Raw genomic sequence first — 17,352 nt, 5'->3', positions numbered from 1 at the left:
CGCGGACGCTGCGCCGCGCGGCCGTCGGCGAGATCGTGGTGGTCAACCGGAGTGCCGCGGCCGCCCGCCGGGTCGCGGCCGCCGTCGACGGCCGCACCGGCGGCCTCGACCAGCTGCCCGAGCTGCTGCCCGCCGCCGACCTGGTCGTCTGCTCCACCGCGGCCCGGGAGACGGTGATCGGCCGCGACATGCTCGCCGCGGCGGCCGCCGCGCGCCTGCGGCCCGGTCCATTGTGTCTTCTCGACCTGGCGGTGCCGCACGACGTCGACCTGGGTGCGGCCGCGCTCGGCGGCACCGTGCTGCTCAACATGGACTCCCTGGGCCGACTGCTGCGCCACGGCGACGGCGACCTGCCGGGCGAGGCCGTCGCGAAGATGGTCGACGCCGAGGTGGCCGACTATCTCGAGCAGACGCGCGCGGCGCAGGCCGTGCCGACGATCGTCGCGCTGCAGGAGCGGGCGGCCGGGATCGTGGGCGAGGAGATGCTGCGGCTCAGCGGCCGGCTGCAGCCGGCGTCACCGCAGTGGCACGGCGAGGTGGAAACCGCCCTGCGGAGGGTGGCCGAGAAGCTGCTGCACCACCCGACCGTACGGGCGAAGGCGCTCGCCGGACGGCCCGAGGGATGGCGCTACGTCGAAGTGGTCCGCCATCTGTTCGCCCTCGACGACAACACCGCGGCCGGGCTGCCGGCGCACAACCCACTGGAGGTCGGTGATGGTCCCATCGGTGAGTCCGCCGCGAACACTGCGGGTCGGCACTCGTGACAGCGCGCTGGCCCGGGCCCAGTGCGAAGCGTTCGCACGCCAACTGACGCACGCCACCGGCCAGCCGGTCGAGCTGGTCGGCATCGTGACCGAGGGCGATCTGAGCACCCGGCCGGTGACCGAGCTGGGCAACACCGGCGTCTTCGTCCAGGCGGTCCGGGCGGCTCTGCTCGCCGGCACCGTGGACTTCGCGGTGCACTCGGCCAAGGACCTGCCCACCCTGGTCCCGGACGGCCTGGTCGTCGCCGCGTTCCCGGCCCGCGAGGACGCCCGCGACGTGCTGGTCGCCCGGGACGGCCGGAAACTGCGCGACCTCCGGCCGGGCGCCCGGGTCGGCACCGGCTCGCCCCGCCGCACCGGCCAGCTGCTGGCGCTGCGCCCCGACCTCAGCGTGACCGGCCTGCGCGGCAACGTCGACACCCGGCTGCGCCGGGTCAGCGGCGGCGACCTGGACGCGGTGGTCCTGGCCTACGCGGGGCTGCTCCGGCTCGGCCGCGGCGAGGCCGCCACCGAGCTGCTGGATCCGGCCGAGGTGCTGCCGGCCCCGGCGCAGGGAGCGCTGGCGGTGGAGTGCCGGACCGGTGACGCCGAGACCGCGCGGCTGCTGTCCGGACTCGACGACGACGCCACCCGGGCCGCGGTGACCGCCGAACGGGCGGCGCTGGCCCGGCTGCGGGGCGGATGCAGCGCTCCGGTCGGGGCGTACGCGACCGTCGAGCGTGGCGACGGCGGGGGGACACTGCGGCTCGCCGTCGTGGTGGCCGCGCCGGACGGGAAGCGCCTGTTCCGGCGGACCACCGAGGGCTCCTGGGCCGACGCCCGGGCGCTGGGAACCGACCTGGCCGACCGGCTCATCGCCGACGGCGCCGGCACCGTCCTGAGAGGAGCATGAGCGATGGCATCGTCCTTCCCCGAGATCAGGCCGCGGCGGCTGCGGCGCAACGCCGCCCTGCGGCGCCTGGTCGCCGAGACCCGCATCCACCCGGCCCAGCTGATCCTGCCGATGTTCGTCAAGGAGGGCCTCACCGAGCCGGTGCCGATCGCCTCGATGCCCGGCGTGGTGCAGCACACCGAGTCGACGCTGCGCAAGGCGGCCGCGGAGGCGGTGGAGGCGGGCGTCGGTGGCCTGATGCTGTTCGCCGTGCCGGCCACCCGCGACGCCACCGGCTCGGCCGGCACCGACCCCGACGGCGTCCTGCAGTCGGCCATCCGCGGCGTGATCGCGGAGGTGGGTGACGCCACCGTGGTGATGAGCGACCTGTGCCTGGACGAGTTCACCGACCACGGGCACTGCGGCGTGCTGGCCCCGGACGGCACCGTCGACAACGACGAGACGCTGCGCCATTACGCCGAGATGGCCGTACGCCAGGCCGAGGCCGGCGTGCACGTCGTCGGGCCGAGCGGGATGATGGACGGCCAGGTGGCCGCGATCCGGCGGGCGCTCGACACGGCCGGGCACGCCGACGTCGCGATCCTGGCGTACGCGGCCAAATACGCGTCCGGCTTCTACGGTCCGTTCCGCGAGGCGATGGAGTCGGCGCTGGAGGGCGACCGCCGCACCTATCAGCAGGACCCGGCGAACGGCACCGAGGCGCTGCGCGAGGTGGCGCTGGACGTCGCCGAGGGCGCCGACATGGTCATGGTGAAGCCGGCCATGTCCTACCTCGACGTGATCTGCCGGGTGGCCGGCCAGGTCACCGTGCCGGTCGCCGCCTACCAGGTCTCGGGCGAGTACGCGATGGTCGAGGCGGCGGCCGCCCGGGGCTGGATCGACCGGGAGCGCGTGGTGACCGAGACGCTGACCGGCATCACCCGGGCCGGCGCCTCGCTCATCCTCACCTACTGGGCGACCGAGGTCGCCACCGCGCTGCGCGGCTAGGGCACCGGCCGGTCACGCGGCCCGGGCGGCGGCCCGGGCCGCGTGCGGCAGGGCCGCCGCGATGACCTCCATCGCCGCGTCGTCCAGCGCGTTCGAGACGAACCAGGCCTCGTACGCGCTGGGCGGCAGGTAGACGCCCCGCGCGAGCATCTCGTGGAAGAACGCCCGGAAGGCCCCGGTGTCCTGCTGCCGGGCCCCGGCGAAGTCGCGCACCTCGTCCGCGGTGAAGAAGACCGAGAACATGTTGCCGGCGTAGGACAGCGTGTGCGGTACGCCCGCCGCGGTCAGCGCCTCGCCGGCCAGCCCGCCCAGCCGGGCGGCGGTGCGGTCCAGCCGTGTGTAGACCTCGTCGGTGCAGAGCCGCAGGGTGGCGAGCCCGGCCGCGCAGGCGAGCGGATTGCCGGAGAGCGTGCCCGCCTGATAGACCGGCCCGGCCGGCGCGAGCGAGCCCATCAGCTCGGCCCGGCCGCCGAACGCGGCGGCCGGCAGGCCCCCGCCCATCACCTTGCCGAACGTGTACAGGTCGGCGTCGACCGGGTCGAGGCCGGCCCAGCCGGCGCGCGAGACGCGGAAACCGGTCATCACCTCGTCGTGGATCACCAGGGCGCCGTGCCGGTGCGCGATGCGGGCGACGCCGGCGTTGAAGTCGTCGCGCGGGGCGACCACACCCATGTTTCCCGCCGCCGCCTCCATGATGACCGCGGCGATCTCGCTGCCGCGCTCCGCGAACGCCCGGTCCACCGCGGCGAGGTCGTTGTACGGCAGGACGACCGTCTCGCTCGCGGCCGCCCCGGTGACGCCCGCCGAGTCGGGCAGGGCCAGCGTCGCCACGCCCGAGCCGGCCGCCACGAGCAGCGAGTCGACGTGGCCGTGGTAGCAGCCCACGAACTTCACGATCAGCCGGCGCCCGGTGACGCCCCGGGCGAGCCGGACGGTGCTCATCGTCGCCTCGGTGCCGGAGTTGACCAGCCGCACCTGCTCGACCGGGGTCCGCGCGACGATCTCCTCGGCGAGTTCGACCTCACCCGCGGTCGAGGTGCCGAAGCTCGTGCCGCGGGCCGCTGCCGCGGTCACCGCCGCCACCACCTCCGGATGGGCGTGCCCGAGGATCGCGGGACCCCAGGAACACACCAGGTCGGCGTAGCGGCGGCCGTCGGCGTCGAAGAGCCAGGGGCCCTCGGCGCGCTCCATGAACCGGGGCGTGCCGCCGACCGCCCGGAAGGCGCGGACCGGCGAGTTCACCCCGCCCGGCACGACCGCGCGGGCGCGTTCGAAGAGCTTTTCCGAGGCGGGTGCGTGGCTGTCGTACGGCGTCGGGTCCTGGCTCGGCATGACGGATCCCCCGTTCCGGTCAGTGGGCGTCCGGCCGGGATGCCTGATGTGGAGGGCTCCCGGCGGCCGCGGTGACTGCGGCGTGAGCCACCATGGACAGCGTGATGTGCCGATACCACGCGCGCCACTGCCGCACCTCGTAGTTGTCAAGTCCGGCCCGGGCGCGGGCGGCGGTGAGCCCCTGACCGGCCCGATGCGTGCGCCACGCCTGGATCGTGTCGGCGAGGCCGGGGGCGTTCCGCGCCTCGCACAGGTAGTGCCGCTCCGGGCCGGGGCCCGCGACCGGCCGGCGGGCCAGCAGCCAGCGGGCGTGGTCGCCGCAGCGGGGCAGAGCGGTGCGGGCCCAGAGATGCTCGGCCGTCTCGGCCTGCGGGCCGGGGAAGAGGGAGGCCGGGCCGGCCAGGGCGTGTGCCTCGTCGGCGGTGACGGCCAGCAGGATGGCGGGCGCGTGCCCGCGGAGCGCGCCGATGAGATGACTCCGGCCGCCCACCGGCAGGTCGGACACCACCCAGCCGGCGTCCGGGAAGGCCGGCAGCGTCCGCTCCAGCAGCACGCGGACGAGCTCGTCGTAGCTCCGGTAGGGCACCGGGGACGGTATCGCCGCGCGTTGCCGCCGCTGCTGGTCCTCGGCCCAGCGCCGGGGCAGGTAGAGCTCGCGGTCGACCGGGACGGCCGGACCGTCTTCGACGGCGTGCACCGCGAAGAGGCCGATCTGGCAGTTCGTCATGCTCCGGGTGGACGGACAGAACTGCCGCCCGACACCGGCCGAGTGCTCGCCGCGCTTGGTGAAACCGGCGGCGGAGACCGAGAGCACGCCCTCGTCCCCGGGGCGCGCGGCGGCCACCAGGGCGCGCAGGTCGGCGCAGACCGCCTCTTCGTCCCAGCGCGCGGAGGTGAGCAGCCGCTGGGTGCCGTCGTGGTCGGGGCCGGCCCCGGACCGGGTCTCGTCGCAGATCAGCCCGCACAGATAGGACCAGGCGCGCCGCTTGGTCTCGGCGCGGGAGAAGCGATGCTCGATCAGCCGGTAAAGCGCCCGCAGTCGCGGGATCGCCGAGCCGCCACCGCACTCCCGGAGTCGTGTCGCCGCCATCTTCCATGTCCCCCTCATGGATTCGAGCAACGGACACCATTATCGGCCCGGCCGCACTCGCCCGGGCGCCCGGAACGGCTTTTCGCATCTGGAGGAAACCTGGGAATCGCAAGGGCGGGAAATCGCGGTCGATGCCGCGGACCGCAACCCCGGGAACGATCGGAATTACGACAGCTGGGGTGCCGGCTCCCGCACCGCCGGAACCGGCTGCGGAACCGGCCAGGTGTCGAGGAAGACGCGGAGCGCGCCCGTCCACACCAGCGCCGAGCCGAGCACGTGCACGACCACGGCGGCGCTCCGTACATCGGTGAGGACCTCCACCACCCCGACGGCGGCCTGGGCGAGCAGCACGCCGAGCAGCACGGCGGCGCGGCGGCGGGTGCCGGCCGGCAGGCGCAGCAGCAGCGCCACGGTCAGCGCGAGGACGGTCGTGGCGACGGTGGCGTGCACCGCCGTCACGGCGGCCCAGTCGAACGGCATCCGCGCGACGTCGGACGAGTCACCCGCGTGCGGCCCGGTGCCGGTGACGACGGTGCCGGCGACGAGCAGGACCGCGGCCGCGGCCAGCAGGATCGTGCCGAGCCGGCGGCACGACGCCGGCACGGCGGGCGGGGGCGCGGTCTCCCGGCCACGGTGCCAGGTCACGGTGGCGGCGGTGAGCAGCAGGACGGCGGCGAGGAAGTGCGCGGCCACGATGTACGGGCTGAGCCGCGCCCACACCGTGACCCCGCCGACCACGGCGTTGAGCACGACGACCCAGAACTGGAGCCAGGCGCCGCGCAGCAGGGGCCGGGAGAGCGGCCGGCGCAGGCGGGCCGCGACGATCAGCCAGCCGACGACCACGCAGAGCAGCCCGGTCAGCATCCGGTTGCCGAACTCGATGGCGCCGTGCGCCCCGGTCTGCGGGGTGGCGGCGAACGTCGAGTCGGTGCAGTTGGGCCAGTCCGGGCAACCGAGGCCCGACCCGGTGACCCGCACGACGCTGCCGGTCACGATGATCAGGATGCTGGTCGCCAGCGCCGCGCCGGCGGCCAGCCGCACCTGCCGGGGACTCGTGGAATATCGGTCGGCGAGCCACCGGAAAGGGCTTCTCACGACAATTTCTCCGAACCGTTTCGCCGGTTGACTGTCCGCGTTGCTGCCGGCCCAGCGTAACAGCGGCGGTGTTCGCTTCCCCCGGCGTGCCGGTGGGCCGGATCGGCCTCCGGCAATGATCTTCGTGATCGCTGGCTGAACAGTTTCCGGAGCCTTCGCCGGGCCAGCAGAATGTGTTTCCGAACGGTCTGCGGGGTCTTGCCGAGCATGACCGCGATCTCCTTGACGCCGTAGCCGTCCAACTGCGACAGCGAGAACGCCGTCCGCTGGGCCGGAGGCAGCACCTGCAGCACCGTGGTGACCGCGGCGGCGCCTTCCAGGCGGGACAGCGCCGGGTCCTCCACCGCCTCCGGCTCGGCGAACTCGTCACCGTAACCGCGGTCGATGCGCTCCTGGTCGCGCATGTCGCGCAGGGCGGCCAGCGCGGCGTCGCGCACGTATCGCGCCGGGTCGGGCACCGGCCAGGTCGCCACCGCCGCGTCCATCGCGATCGAGCAGGCGTCCTCGGCGTCGTGCGGCGCCGCCCCGTGCGTGGCCAGCGTGCGCAACAGCGGGTCCCGGGTCGCCCGGTAGAAGTCGGCGAGATCGGGTGCCGGGCCGGCGGTGCCCTGCTCGTCCACGGCTGCCCTTCGCGTCGGCAAAAATCGATACTATTCGGTCGGTTCCGGGACTGGTGTGCCAATCTGCCGCCGTCAGTTGCCCATGCCCACGCCCCCGTCGACGGGCAGCACCGCGCCGGTCACGTAGGCGGCCTCCGCCGACGCGAGATAGCCGACCGCCGCCGCGACCTCGGCCGCCGTGCCGCTGCGTCCCAACGGGATCTCCGACCAGGTGTCCGGGTTCCGTTCCGGTGGGCGCGACTCCGGATCGCCCTCCAGCACGCCGGGAGCGACCACGTTCGCGGTAACGCCGCGCGGGCCGAGCTCGCGCACCAGCGAGCGGGCGATGCCGACCAGGCCGGCCGCCGAGGCGGCGGCGTCACTGTGCCCGGCCGCACCGCGGTAGCCGGGCGCCGCCGCGACGAAGATCAATCGGCCCCACCGGCGCCTCAGCATGCCCGGCAGGGCCCGGCGGACCAGCCGGTACGTGCCCACGAGGTTGACGTCCAGCAACTGACTGAAGCTGTCGCCGGTGAGGTCGCCCAGGGATCCGGCGGCGCCCCGGCGGGAGCCGGCGACCAGGATCTCGACCGGCCCGTGCCGCTGTTCCGCCGCCTCGAAGGCCCGGTCGACCGACGCCTTGTCGGCCGGGTCGCACGGCACCGCGAAGAGCTCCGGCGGGGGCGGCCCGTCGCGGTGGGCGACGGTCACCCGGTGACCGGCCTCCCGCAGGACCGCGGCGACCGCCCGGCCCACACCCCGCTCGTCGTCGGTGACCAGCACGGAACGGCTCACGACCGCGCCACCTCCACCACCCGCAGCAGGCTCACCGCGGTCTCGGCCGCCGTGCCGGTCAGCCGCAGGCACTCGCGCAGCAGCCGCCACTCGGCGCGCCGGCCGCCGGCCGGCCGGCTGAGCCCGGCCGCGAGCGGCGGCACCTGCCGGGTGGCGCTGAGCACCTGCGCGGCCCGCACGGGGTCGCGCACCCGCGCCCCGCCGGCGGCGATCCGGCCCAGCGCGCCGGCGGTGACGGCCAGCGCGGACCCGAGACCGGCGATCGCGGTGCGAGCGGGCGCCCCGGGCCGGCTCAGCCCGATCTCGGCGGCGAACGCGTCCACCAGGTCGTCCCGGGTGCCCGGCAGCGCGTACCCGTCCAGGCCGGACGCCGCGACCGGCAGGCCCTCGTCGCGCACCCGGCGCAGCCGGCAGCGCGCGTCCCGCAGCAGCCCCGGCCATTCGGCCGTCCCGGGGCCGGACGATGAGGTCAGGGCGCCGCCGAGATGGCCGTCGATCACGGTCAGGGCCCGGTGGGCGACGGTCATCGTGGCGGTGTCCAGAATGGCCGGTCCGGTGGGGCCGCCGTGGACATGTTCGGCCGAGGGCGGGTCGAGCTCGGCGACCAGCCGGGTGAGCAGGGCGGCCAGCGTCGTCACCGGATCGGCGGCGTCCCGGGCGGCCGACGCGATCAGCCGCGGGTGGAAGAACTCGGTCCGGGCCGACCGCGTGATGACCGCGGCGGTCTGCGCCGGCACGGCTCCCACCCGGGCCCGCGCCCGGGCCAGCGCGGCCAGGACGTCCAGCACGGCCTGCGCCCAGGCCCGGTCGCCGACGACCGGCTCGATCGCGGCGGCCGTGGGCGCGGGCGGCCGGTCCGGGAGGTCAGCGGTCATCGTCGTGTCCTCTCTCAACGAGCGGCCCGGCTCGGTCGCGGGCCCCGGACGCGGGCGGCGTGCATCCAGGCCACCGCGTCGTACAGGTCGTCCGGCGCCATCGCGCCGAGCGTGCGATTGCGGGCGGTGGCCGCCGCCCCGGCCGCGTGCCAGAGCCGGATGCTGTCGCGGGACACCCGCTGCACCGCCGCCGTGCGTTCGCGGCGATGGTCGGCGTACCGCTCGAGCAGCCGCGGCACCCAGCCGGCGCCGTCGCCCGGGGCGTCACCCAGCAGGTCACCCAGCACCACCGCGTCCTCCAGCGCCTGGCACGCCCCCTGCGCGGCGTAGTGCAGCATCGCGTGCGCCGCGTCGCCGAGCAGGGCGACCCGCCCGTCGGTCCAGACCGGCGACGGCGGCCGGTCGAGGAGAACCCAGGCCCGCCACTGTTCGGTCAGGCTCAGCAGGTCACGGACCGCGCCCAGGGCCGACATCTTGTCGCGGACCAGGTCGCCGCCGACCGGGACGCCGGCGAACGAGGTACGCCCGCCGTCGTGCCGGCTGGCGGCCATGTTGAGGTACGCGCCGCCGCTGATCGGATAGTGCACGAAGTGGCAGTCCGGCCCGGTCCACCAGGTCACCGCGTCGCGGCGCACCCGGACGGGCACCTGCTCCATCGGCACGATCGCCCGGTACGCGGTGATCCCGGAGGTCCGCGGCTCGCCGTCGCCGACCATCTGCCGGCGGATCCGCGAGTGGATGCCGTCCGCGCCGATCACCGCGTCGGCCGCGATCCGCTCGCCGGTCTTCAGGCGGACGACGGCCTCGTGGCTGTCCTGCGCGTATCCGGCGACCGGGGCCGACGGGCGCAGCGTGACCCCGGGCCGCCGCCGGCAGGCGTCGAGGAGCCGGCGGTGCAGTTCGGCCCGGTGGACCACCACGTAGGGGCGGCCGAACCGCCGCCGGTAACCCTCGGTCAGCGGCATGCTGGTGACGTGCTCGCCGGTCGTCCCGTCCATGAACCGCAGCTCGGCCATGGCGACGGCGGTGGCCCGCACCGGCGGCCCGGCGCCGAGCACGTCCAGCGCGTGCAGCCCGTTGGGCGCCAGCTGGATGCCCGCGCCCAGCTCGGTGAACTCCGGCTGCCGTTCGAGGACGGTGACCCGGTGGCCGTGCGCCGACGCCGCGAGGGCGGCGGCGAGCCCGCCGATGCCACCGCCGGCGATCACCAGCCGGACGGGCGCCCGCCCGCTCATCCGGCCGCGCTGCCGCGGTCGGCGAGCTGCCGGGCCAGGTCCAGCCGCTTGACCTTGGTGGTGCCGGTCTGCGGCAGGCCGGCCCGTTCCCGCCGCACCGGCGGGGCCATGGGCGGCAGCGACGCGACCGCCGCCGCCCAGCGCGCCGGGTCGAGCGGCCGGTTGTCGACGGTGCAGACCACCGGCACCGGCAGCCCGTCCGGGTCGGCGATGATGATCACCTCGGTGAGCTCGGGCAGGCGGACGAAGAGGGCGTCCTCGGCCGCGAGGGTGCTGCCGAACCCGGCGATCTCGTCGACCTCCCGGTCCAGCAGGTGCAGGCAGCCCCACCGGGTGCGGTAGCCGAGGTCGCCCATCCGCCACCAGGAGCCGTGCCGCTGGCCGTCGTAGCGCCGCTGTTCGCCGAGGTAGGTCAGGATGCGGCCGTCGGTGCGGACCTCGATGTAGCCCGGGTTGCCGGCCGACGGCGCCCGGCCGTTGCGGCTCACCACCCGTACGGCGGTCATGCCCGGGAACGGCATGCCCACGCAGCGCCCGTCCGCGTCCTCCGGCCGGTGCCGGGTGAACGCCCGGGCGGCCACCGGGCCGACCTCGCTCTGCCCGTACAGCTGGCCGAACAGTGGTCGCGGGTAGGCGGAGGCGGTCAGCATCCGCCGGACGGTGCGCGGGTGGATGGCGTCGAACGTGCTGCTGAAGTAGCGCACGGTGGACAGCGGCCGGCGGGGGTCGTCGGCCAGCGGCTCCCAGCGCAGGAACGAGTTCGGATGGGTCTCCAGCACGCCCGGCCGGTGGGCCGCGAACAGGTCGGCGGCCCGGTCCGGGTCGTCGTCGGCCAGCACGATCAGGGGGAACCCGCGCAGCATGGTGATCGCCAGCGCGGTGTACAGCCGGGAGTGGACGAACGAGACGTGGATCGCCACCGGGCAGCGGCGCCGGACCAGGGCGGCCACCGACGCCTGGGGACGGTAGCGGGCCTCGAGTGTCCGGCCGGTGTGGACGGCCAGCTTCGGGATGCCGGTGGTGCCGGAGGTGTGGGTGATCAGGGCCGGGTGCCCGGGCGGCATGGTGACCGGGGCGACGCGCGACCCTCCGGCCGGCGAGCGCAGCGCGGTGGCGCGCGGGTCTTCTCCGGAGGCCAGCAGCACGCCGGCGGTGTCGGCGAAGACGGTGTCCGGCAGTTCCCGGGCGAGTTTGGCGCCGTCGGTGAGCAGGTAGGGCCGGCCGGCCCGGTGGATGAGCTCGGTCACGGTGGTGCCCTCGAGGTGCGGTGACAGCAGCACCGGGACGGCGCCGAGCCGGGCCACCGCGCACGCGGCCAGGGTGATGTCGAAGTTGTTGGACTTGTAGACCACGACGCGGTCGGCCGGCCGCACGCCGGCCGCGTGCAGCCGGGTGGCGAGCTCGGCGACCAGGTCGGCGATGCCGCCGACGGTGATCCGGCGGCCGAGTTCCGGCGCGACGTCGAGGTCGTGGTCGAGGGTGACGTCGTTGCCCGGGTGGCGGACGGCGGCGCGCTCGAAGAGCGTGCCCAGCCGGATGCCCCGGTTGGCGATGCGCTGCAGCAGCATGTCGCGCTCCTAGCGGTTCTTCTCGACGAGCGCCTTGACGCGGCGCAGCGTCTCGTGCATGTCGCCGCTGACCTTGGCGCCCCACTCGGTGACGAAGCGCCGCCGCTCGTCGTCGTCCATGTCCTTGGTGATCTTGCGGATGCCCTCGGTCGGGGTGTCCATCCGGAAGTGATGGACCAGCCGGCAGCCGTCCGGGCGCGGCAGCATCCGGTACGTCCACACGCTGCTCTGGGGGCGGCCCCGGCTGTCGCGCATCGCCCAGCTGAACTCCGCCGCCGGGACGGCGGTGCGGATCTCGGCCTCGGTGGTCCAGGTGCCGCGCACCACCGGCGCCCAGGCGACGACGTCGTCGCCGCGCAGGTTGTGCCCACGGAACACCGCGCCGGCACCGCCCGGTACGCCGCTGACCCACGTCCCGCCGGTGCACTCGGTGCTCCACTCGCCGCAGCGGGGCAGGTCGCTGACGATCGCGTACACCTCGGCCGGGGTCGCCTCGACGTCGATCTCCGCCCGGGACTCGAACAGGGGGGTGGTGGTCTGGGATTCGGCCATGGGAGAAATCGTCGGCAACCACCGGGCCACGGGGCAAAGGTCCCGGCGCGGATCCATCAGGTCGGCGAGCAGTCGGGGATCCGGCAGTGAAATACCGCACATCATTCGCACCACCTCCGCGCTCTACCGTGGACGGTGGTAGCTGGGCTGTCGCGGAAAGTGACGACTGGCGCGGCGCCATGGACGACGGGGGAACGATGTCGACAAAAACAAACGCCGGGCCACCGGGCCAGCCGGTCGGATCGCTGGACAGTGCCGAGCTGACCGCCCTGGTCGACGCGGCCCAGGATCTGGCCTCGCCGCGCGACCTGGTGAGCCTGTTCGAGGTGGTGGCCCGTCAGGGGCGGCGGCTGCTCGGGGTGCCGGTCGCCTTCGTGGCCACCGTCACCGAGCCGAGCCCGATCCTGACCGTGAAGGCCGCCGACGGGCTCGTCCCGCTGCCCGGTCCCCACCTGGACGGTGACGAGAGCGGGGAGGCACCGGCTTCCTCACATCTCTGGTGGACCCAGGAGCGGCCGACCGCGGCCGGCGTGCTTCCGGGCGCGGGCCTGCGCGACCTGGCCGAGCGGGAAGGGCTGCACACCATGATCGGGGTGCGGCTCGGGCACCTGTACGGTTCGGCGCCGCACCGCTCCGCCACCGTGCTCTGCCTGGCCGATCGCCGGTGCCGCACGTTCACCGCCAACGAACACGTCAAGCTGATGTCGTTCGCCCGGCTGGCCGCCGCGGCGCTGGAGAAGACGCACCTGCTCGACGTCGCGGTCGCCCGGCTCGACGGGCTCGAGCAGCTGAACGCCCGCGTCGCCGCCGACCTCAGCCGGCTGCAGGCGCTGCGCTCGGAGCACTACCGGTTCATCGAACTGGCCGTGGCCCGCGGCGACGCGCACGCGTTCGTCGACGAGGCCGACCGGCGGCTCGGCGCGGGCGTGCATCTGTGCACCGCCGACGGGCTGGTGGTCGCGTCGAGCCGGCCGGCCGCCGGTGACGCGGTGACGGCGGCCGCCCGGGGACCGGCCGGCTCGGGGCGGGAACCGGTGCAGTACGACGACGACACCTGGGTGGTGCCGGTGCTCGCCGGCGACCGGCGGCTGGGCATCCTGGTGGTGACGACGACGACCGGGCTGACCGGGCCCGACCGCCAGATCCTGCCGTTGATCGGCCAGGCGGCGGCGGTCATCCTGCGGCAGCTCTACGACTCGACGGACGGTCAGGGCCGGCGTGTCCTGCTCGACGAGCTGATCACCACGCCGCGGCCGCCGGCCGCGCTGGTGCAGCGGGCCGGTCGGCTGGGCGTCCGGCTGGACGGGACGTACGCCGTGGTCGTGCTGCGCCCGGACGGGGTCAGCCCGTACTGGGCGTCGGCGTGGGGAGCGGCGTTCGCCGGCCGCTACGAGGGGCTGTTCACCGTGCACGACGACGACGTCGTCCTGCTGCTGCCCGGCGACACCGACCCGGCCGAGCTGGCCCGCACCGCGGCCGACGAGGCCGGCGCGCTGTTCGGACGGCCGGTGACGGCGGCCGCCTCCGCCACCGGCACCGCGCCCGGCGTCGTGGCCGCGCGCTACCGGCAGGCCGTCCGCAGCCTGGAGGTCATGATCCTGATCGGCCTCTCCGGTCGCGGCGCGTCGGCCCCGGAGCTGGGGTTCCTGCCCGATCTGCTGGCCGGCCGGGAGGGCGTCGACCAGTTCGTCGACGACCTGTTGCGCCCGGTGCTCGACTACGACCGGCGCCGCGGTGCCGACCTGGTCCGCACCCTCGACGGCTACTTCCGGGCCGGCCAGAGCCCGACCAACGCCGCCGAGCTGCTGCACATGCACCCGAACACCGTCACCCGGCGGCTGGAACGGGTGAAGAAGCTGCTCGGTCCGGACTGGCAGGATCCGTCGCGGGCGCTCGAGATCCAGCTCGCGTTGCGGCTGCACCGGCTGCTGACCCGGCCGTGAACGACCCTCAGCCGACGGTCACCAGCGCGCGCCGCCCGTTCATCTTGCCGTCCTCGACCAGCTGATGCGCCTCGGCGATGGCCGAGAGCGGAAACGGCACCACCTCACGGGCCCGCAGCCGGCCCGTCGCCAGCAGCCGGTTGAGCACAGCGGCGGCCTCCGCCAGCTCGGCGGTCGTGGCGTGCGAGATCACGAAGCCGGTGACCGACCGGTCCATCAGGTAGAGGTCGCCGGCCGGCAGCACCGGCCGCGACCGGATGCCGGCCAGCAGCACGATCCGGCCGCGGAACGCCAGCCGGCCGACGACCAGGCCGAGGTCGTTGCGGCCCGAGGTGTCCAGATAGACGTCGATGCCTTCCGGGCAGGCCGCGGACAGCCGGTCGCCGAGATCCGGTGCGGCGTAGTCGATCACCTCCCCGGCCCCGGCCGACCGGCAGAACGCGGCGTCGCGCGGGGCGGCGGTCGCCACCACCCGGCCGCCCAGGGCCGCGGCCAGGGTGATGAGCGCGGCGCCGACGTTGCCGCCGCCCCCGCCGACCACCACGGTCTCGCCCGGGCGCAGCCGGCCGTGCACGACCAGCCCCAGGTAGGCGGTGGCGGCGGGGTGCAGCACGGTCACCGCCTCGGCCGGCACCCCCGGCGGCAGCGGATAGAGCCGGTCGGCCGGCACCACGACCCGCTCGGCCGCGGCGCCCTGCCGGCCGCCGTGCCCGAGGCTGTTGCACCAGACCCGGTCGCCGGCGCGGAAACCGGGGGCGCCCGCGCCGGCCCGCGCGACGACGCCGATCAGATCCCGGCCCACCACGAACGGCAGCGGCATCGGGGTGCGGAAGGTCCCCGAGCGGACGAACGTGTCGACGTGGTTGACCGTCGTCGCCTCCACGTCGACCAGCACGTCGGTCGGTCCGGGGACGGGCGCGGCCAGCTCGCCGTACCGGATCTCGCCGGCCGGTCCCGGCCGGTCGACGTACGCGGCCCGTACGCCGGTCACCGCGGCACCAGGTCGCTCCGGCCGTCGTCGCTCTCGAAGAACGACATGCGCATCGAGTCGTCGGCGTACGGCCCCGGGACCGGCGGCTTGTCGAAGGAAATCCCGAAGAACCACTGGTAGGCCTCCACCACGGCGTCGTCGCCGGCCAGGATCTCCACGGTCTGCCGGCCGCCGTCGAGCACGGTCAGCCGGTCGCCCTGCAGGGTGACCCGGCCGTCCTCGGTCGGCAGCGAGCAGAACATGTTCTGCAGGAACGGCGACGCCGGATGGGTGCGGTACCACCACAGGTTCTGCCGGAAGTCCGGCAGCTCGGCCGGCTCGTCGTAGAACCGGTACTGCAGCACGTCGTTGCGGTAGACGTCGGTCGCGCCGTCCTCGGGGCGGCCGGTGGTGAACCGGCCGTGCTGGTCGACGTGCGGCTCCGGCGTGCCCAGCCGGACCGGGTAGCGGCTGCTCTTGCCGAATCCGACGTCGGCCAGCCAGCGCGTGCCGTCCTCCGGGAACCGCACGGTCATCAGCACGTGGTTGTGCGGCGCGGTGAAGCGCCCGGAGATCCAGACCCGGCACTGGTGCAGCGTGACCGGGAAGTCCAGCGCCAGCAGGAGCAGGTAGAAGGCGGTGTTGATCTCGTAACAGCCGCCGCCCCGGCGCTGGTACACCACCTTGTCCACGATCCGCTCGTCCATGTAGATCTCGCGGCCGAGGTGGTAGTCGATGCTCTCGAACGGCACCGTGAGGCTGTGGCGCTCCTGCAGGTGGCGCAGCGCGGCCAGGTCGGGGCGCTCCGGCCGGGCGGCGCCGATCCGGGTCAGGTAGTCGTGGACCTGCTGCTCGGTCAGCACGGTTCAGTCCTGTTCGTACGACATGCGGAACGATCGGTTGGCGTGCGGGCTCGGCGTCGGCGGCTTGTCGAGCCGGATGCCGAAGTACTTCTCGTACGCCTCCAGCAGGGCCTCGTCGGTGGTGAGCCGCTCGACCCGGCGCCGGTCGCCGTCGATCACCACGAGCTTGTTGTCGCGCAGGACGACCCGGCCGTTCTCGGTCGGCAGCGTGCAGGACAGGTTCTGCAGGAACGGCGAGTCCGGCGACGTGCGGTACCACCACACCACTTCAAGCCCGTCGACCGCGGTGATCGGCTCGTCGTAGAACCGGTACTGCAGCACGCCGGCCCGGAAGACGTCCGTCGCGTCCTCGCCGGCGCGCTGGGTGGAGAACGTGCCGTGCGGGTCCTCCTGCGGCTCGGGCGAGTCGAGGAGCAGAGGGTAGCGGCTGCTGCGGCCCAGCCCCACGTCGACCAGCCACCGCTGGCCGCCGGTTCGGACGACGCTCACCGAGTGGTTGTACGGCGGCGTGAACTCGCGGCCCAGCCACACCCGGCCCTGGTGCATGGTGATGTCGAACCCGAGCGACTCGAGCAGGTAGTGGAACGCCGTGTTGATCTCGCCGCAGCCGCCGCCCCGGTGCTCATCCACGATCTTGGTGACCACCCGCTCGTCGACGAAGATCTCCTTGCCCAGGTGGTAGTCGATGGTTTCGAACGGCACCGACAGCGAGTGCCGCTCGTGCAGCCGCCGCAGCGCCTCGGCGTCGAGCCGTTCCGGCCGCTGGGTGCCGATCCGGTCCAGGTAGGCGGCGACCGTCTTGTCGTCGAGCATCTGTTCACCTTTCCGTGCGTTGGAAGCGGGGGAAGAGTCTTTCCGCGTTGGTCCGGTTGACCGCCGCCCATTCCGCCGGGTCGAAGCCCGCGTGACGCGCCACGCCGTGGCCGTTGGTGGCGCCGAACGACTCCGGCATGAAGGGGTAGTCGGAGCCGACCAGGAGGTGATCCGGCTCGGCGAACAACCGCAGCGAGGCCACGGAGTGCGGCCCCCCGGACATGGCCACGTCGAAATGCAGGCGCCGGAGCGTGGTGAGCGGATCGCCCGGCAGTCGGCCGGCGAGTTCGCCGTTGATGACCGGGCCGTAGGTGAGCCGGTCGGCGTAATAACTGACGCCGCCACCGCCGTGCGGCAGAATCACCGGCAGCCGGGGGAACCGTTCCAGGGTGCCGTTGTAAAGCAGCTGCGCGGCCAGCCGCACGGTCTCGAACGGAAACTCGTAGAGCGAGAGCGGCAGGCCGAAGCCGGGCTGGCCGGTCGACGGCGGTACGGCCGGATGGACGAAGACCGGGGTGCTCCGCCGGTCGGCCTCGGCCAGCAGCGGGTCGAGCCGGCGGTCGCCGGCGTAGAGGCCGCCGTGGTTGGTCAGCAGCCCGATCCCGTCGAGGCCGAGCACGTCGACGGCGTAGCGGAACTCCTCCAGGCAGTCGTCGAGATGCGGCAGCGGCAGCACCGCGAACGCGCCGAACCGGTCCGCCCCGCCGGCCACGAAACCGGCGAGATATTCGTTCAGCCGGCGGGCCAGCTCGCGGGCCGGTCGCCGTTCCATCGGGGGCACGCCCGGCCACAGATTAACCACCGCCGCGCGTATTCCCTGGCGGTCCATCATGGCCAGGCTGGCCTCTTTGGTCCACGCCGGCCGATCAACTCCGGAGAGCACCGGGCGAGTTCAGCCGGTCGTAGCATTTGATCTTGGCGGGTCGGTGGGACAGGATTCCCGCTGTGCGCAACATGTTGACCTTGGTCGATCGTGAAG

At 74.4% G+C, this 17,352-nt stretch carries 16 protein-coding genes and 1 pseudogene; 4 read left to right on the top strand and 13 right to left on the bottom strand.

Features of this window, described 5'->3' with window-relative positions; all coding sequences use genetic code 11:
* The 3 genes and pseudogenes from AB0M88_RS49210 to hemB all read left to right on the top strand — a co-directional run.
* Positions 1-764, top strand: a pseudogene (locus AB0M88_RS49210) (hypothetical protein); the annotation flags it as partial.
* Entirely contained in the window at positions 727-1,656 is a 930-nt protein-coding gene (hemC, locus tag AB0M88_RS49205; protein WP_364114518.1) for a hydroxymethylbilane synthase, read from the top strand. The pseudogene AB0M88_RS49210 and the gene hemC, both read left to right, overlap by 38 nt.
* 3 nt (positions 1,657-1,659) lie before the next feature.
* Positions 1,660-2,643: a porphobilinogen synthase gene (hemB, locus tag AB0M88_RS49200; RefSeq protein ID WP_364114516.1), complete on the top strand. Its 984-nt coding sequence runs from the start codon at positions 1,660-1,662 to the stop codon at positions 2,641-2,643.
* Between the two features lie 12 nt (positions 2,644-2,655).
* On the opposite strand, the gene hemL is transcribed toward hemB, so the two are convergent.
* The 9 genes from hemL to AB0M88_RS49155 all read right to left on the bottom strand — a co-directional run bounded on the left by hemL (position 2,656) and on the right by AB0M88_RS49155 (position 11,784).
* Entirely contained in the window at positions 2,656-3,975 is a 1,320-nt protein-coding gene (gene hemL, locus AB0M88_RS49195; RefSeq protein WP_364114514.1) for a glutamate-1-semialdehyde 2,1-aminomutase, read from the bottom strand.
* Positions 3,976-3,994: 19 nt separating this feature from the next.
* Positions 3,995-5,065: a transposase gene (locus AB0M88_RS49190; RefSeq protein ID WP_364114512.1), complete on the bottom strand. Its 1,071-nt coding sequence runs from the start codon at positions 5,063-5,065 to the stop codon at positions 3,995-3,997.
* A gap of 165 nt (positions 5,066-5,230) precedes the next feature.
* Positions 5,231-6,160, bottom strand: coding sequence for a COX15/CtaA family protein (locus tag AB0M88_RS49185; protein WP_364114510.1), 930 nt, complete (start codon positions 6,158-6,160; stop codon positions 5,231-5,233).
* Positions 6,157-6,801: a sigma-70 family RNA polymerase sigma factor gene (locus AB0M88_RS49180; protein ID WP_364114508.1), complete on the bottom strand. Its 645-nt coding sequence runs from the start codon at positions 6,799-6,801 to the stop codon at positions 6,157-6,159. Before AB0M88_RS49180 ends, AB0M88_RS49185 begins: the two co-directional genes overlap by 4 nt.
* A gap of 51 nt (positions 6,802-6,852) precedes the next feature.
* Positions 6,853-7,554: an SDR family oxidoreductase gene (locus AB0M88_RS49175; RefSeq protein ID WP_364114506.1), complete on the bottom strand. Its 702-nt coding sequence runs from the start codon at positions 7,552-7,554 to the stop codon at positions 6,853-6,855.
* Entirely contained in the window at positions 7,551-8,429 is an 879-nt protein-coding gene (locus AB0M88_RS49170; protein ID WP_364114504.1) for a hypothetical protein, read from the bottom strand. Before AB0M88_RS49170 ends, AB0M88_RS49175 begins: the two co-directional genes overlap by 4 nt.
* Before the next feature lie 14 nt (positions 8,430-8,443).
* Entirely contained in the window at positions 8,444-9,664 is a 1,221-nt protein-coding gene (locus tag AB0M88_RS49165; RefSeq protein ID WP_364114502.1) for an FAD-dependent monooxygenase, read from the bottom strand.
* Positions 9,661-11,232, bottom strand: coding sequence for an AMP-binding protein (locus AB0M88_RS49160; RefSeq protein WP_364114500.1), 1,572 nt, complete (start codon positions 11,230-11,232; stop codon positions 9,661-9,663). Before AB0M88_RS49160 ends, AB0M88_RS49165 begins: the two co-directional genes overlap by 4 nt.
* A 9-nt stretch (positions 11,233-11,241) precedes the next feature.
* Positions 11,242-11,784, bottom strand: a complete 543-nt coding sequence (locus tag AB0M88_RS49155; protein ID WP_364114498.1) for an SRPBCC family protein — start codon at positions 11,782-11,784, stop codon at positions 11,242-11,244.
* A 197-nt stretch (positions 11,785-11,981) separates the two neighbouring features.
* On the opposite strand from AB0M88_RS49155, the gene AB0M88_RS49150 reads away from it, so the two are divergent.
* The gene (locus tag AB0M88_RS49150) at positions 11,982-13,727 is read left to right on the top strand and encodes a helix-turn-helix domain-containing protein (RefSeq protein ID WP_364114496.1); all 1,746 of its coding nucleotides are present in this window, start codon (positions 11,982-11,984) and stop codon (positions 13,725-13,727) included.
* 7 nt (positions 13,728-13,734) lie between these two features.
* On the opposite strand, the gene AB0M88_RS49145 is transcribed toward AB0M88_RS49150, so the two are convergent.
* Genes AB0M88_RS49145 through AB0M88_RS49130 form a run of 4 tightly spaced genes read right to left on the bottom strand, consistent with a single transcriptional unit; the run spans position 13,735 to position 17,145 of the window.
* Positions 13,735-14,718, bottom strand: a complete 984-nt coding sequence (locus tag AB0M88_RS49145; RefSeq protein ID WP_364114494.1) for an NADPH:quinone reductase — start codon at positions 14,716-14,718, stop codon at positions 13,735-13,737.
* Positions 14,715-15,560: an arylamine N-acetyltransferase gene (locus AB0M88_RS49140; protein WP_364114492.1), complete on the bottom strand. Its 846-nt coding sequence runs from the start codon at positions 15,558-15,560 to the stop codon at positions 14,715-14,717. The genes AB0M88_RS49145 and AB0M88_RS49140 overlap by 4 nt, the downstream gene beginning before the upstream one ends.
* A 3-nt stretch (positions 15,561-15,563) precedes the next feature.
* Complete coding sequence (locus AB0M88_RS49135) at positions 15,564-16,373, bottom strand: arylamine N-acetyltransferase (protein ID WP_364114491.1); 810 nt, start codon at positions 16,371-16,373, stop codon at positions 15,564-15,566.
* Between the two features lie 4 nt (positions 16,374-16,377).
* Positions 16,378-17,145, bottom strand: a complete 768-nt coding sequence (locus AB0M88_RS49130; protein WP_364114489.1) for an amidohydrolase family protein — start codon at positions 17,143-17,145, stop codon at positions 16,378-16,380.
* Positions 17,146-17,352 lie beyond the last annotated feature (207 nt).

It is taken from the genome of Actinoplanes sp. NPDC051411, assembly GCF_040682075.1.
Lineage (GTDB): Bacteria > Actinomycetota > Actinomycetes > Mycobacteriales > Micromonosporaceae > Actinoplanes.
Note: the sequence above shows the minus strand (reverse complement) of the source record. Positions and strands in the feature narration are given on the sequence as shown.

Bases quoted from the DNA above. Each gene is read 5' to 3' on its own strand.
- AB0M88_RS49150 (WP_364114496.1), top strand. From the start codon at position 11,982: ATGTCGACAAAAACAAACGCCGGGCCACCGGGCCAGCCGGTCGGATCG.
- AB0M88_RS49130 (WP_364114489.1), bottom strand. From the start codon at position 17,145: ATGGAACGGCGACCGGCCCGCGAGCTGGCCCGCCGGCTGAACGAATAT.
- AB0M88_RS49170 (WP_364114504.1), bottom strand. From the start codon at position 8,429: ATGACCGCTGACCTCCCGGACCGGCCGCCCGCGCCCACGGCCGCCGCG.
- AB0M88_RS49190 (WP_364114512.1), bottom strand. From the start codon at position 5,065: ATGGCGGCGACACGACTCCGGGAGTGCGGTGGCGGCTCGGCGATCCCG.
- AB0M88_RS49165 (WP_364114502.1), bottom strand. From the start codon at position 9,664: ATGAGCGGGCGGGCGCCCGTCCGGCTGGTGATCGCCGGCGGTGGCATC.
- AB0M88_RS49160 (WP_364114500.1), bottom strand. From the start codon at position 11,232: ATGCTGCTGCAGCGCATCGCCAACCGGGGCATCCGGCTGGGCACGCTC.
- AB0M88_RS49135 (WP_364114491.1), bottom strand. From the start codon at position 16,373: ATGCTCGACGACAAGACGGTCGCCGCCTACCTGGACCGGATCGGCACC.
- hemB (WP_364114516.1), top strand. From the start codon at position 1,660: ATGGCATCGTCCTTCCCCGAGATCAGGCCGCGGCGGCTGCGGCGCAAC.
- AB0M88_RS49155 (WP_364114498.1), bottom strand. From the start codon at position 11,784: ATGGCCGAATCCCAGACCACCACCCCCCTGTTCGAGTCCCGGGCGGAG.
- hemL (WP_364114514.1), bottom strand. From the start codon at position 3,975: ATGCCGAGCCAGGACCCGACGCCGTACGACAGCCACGCACCCGCCTCG.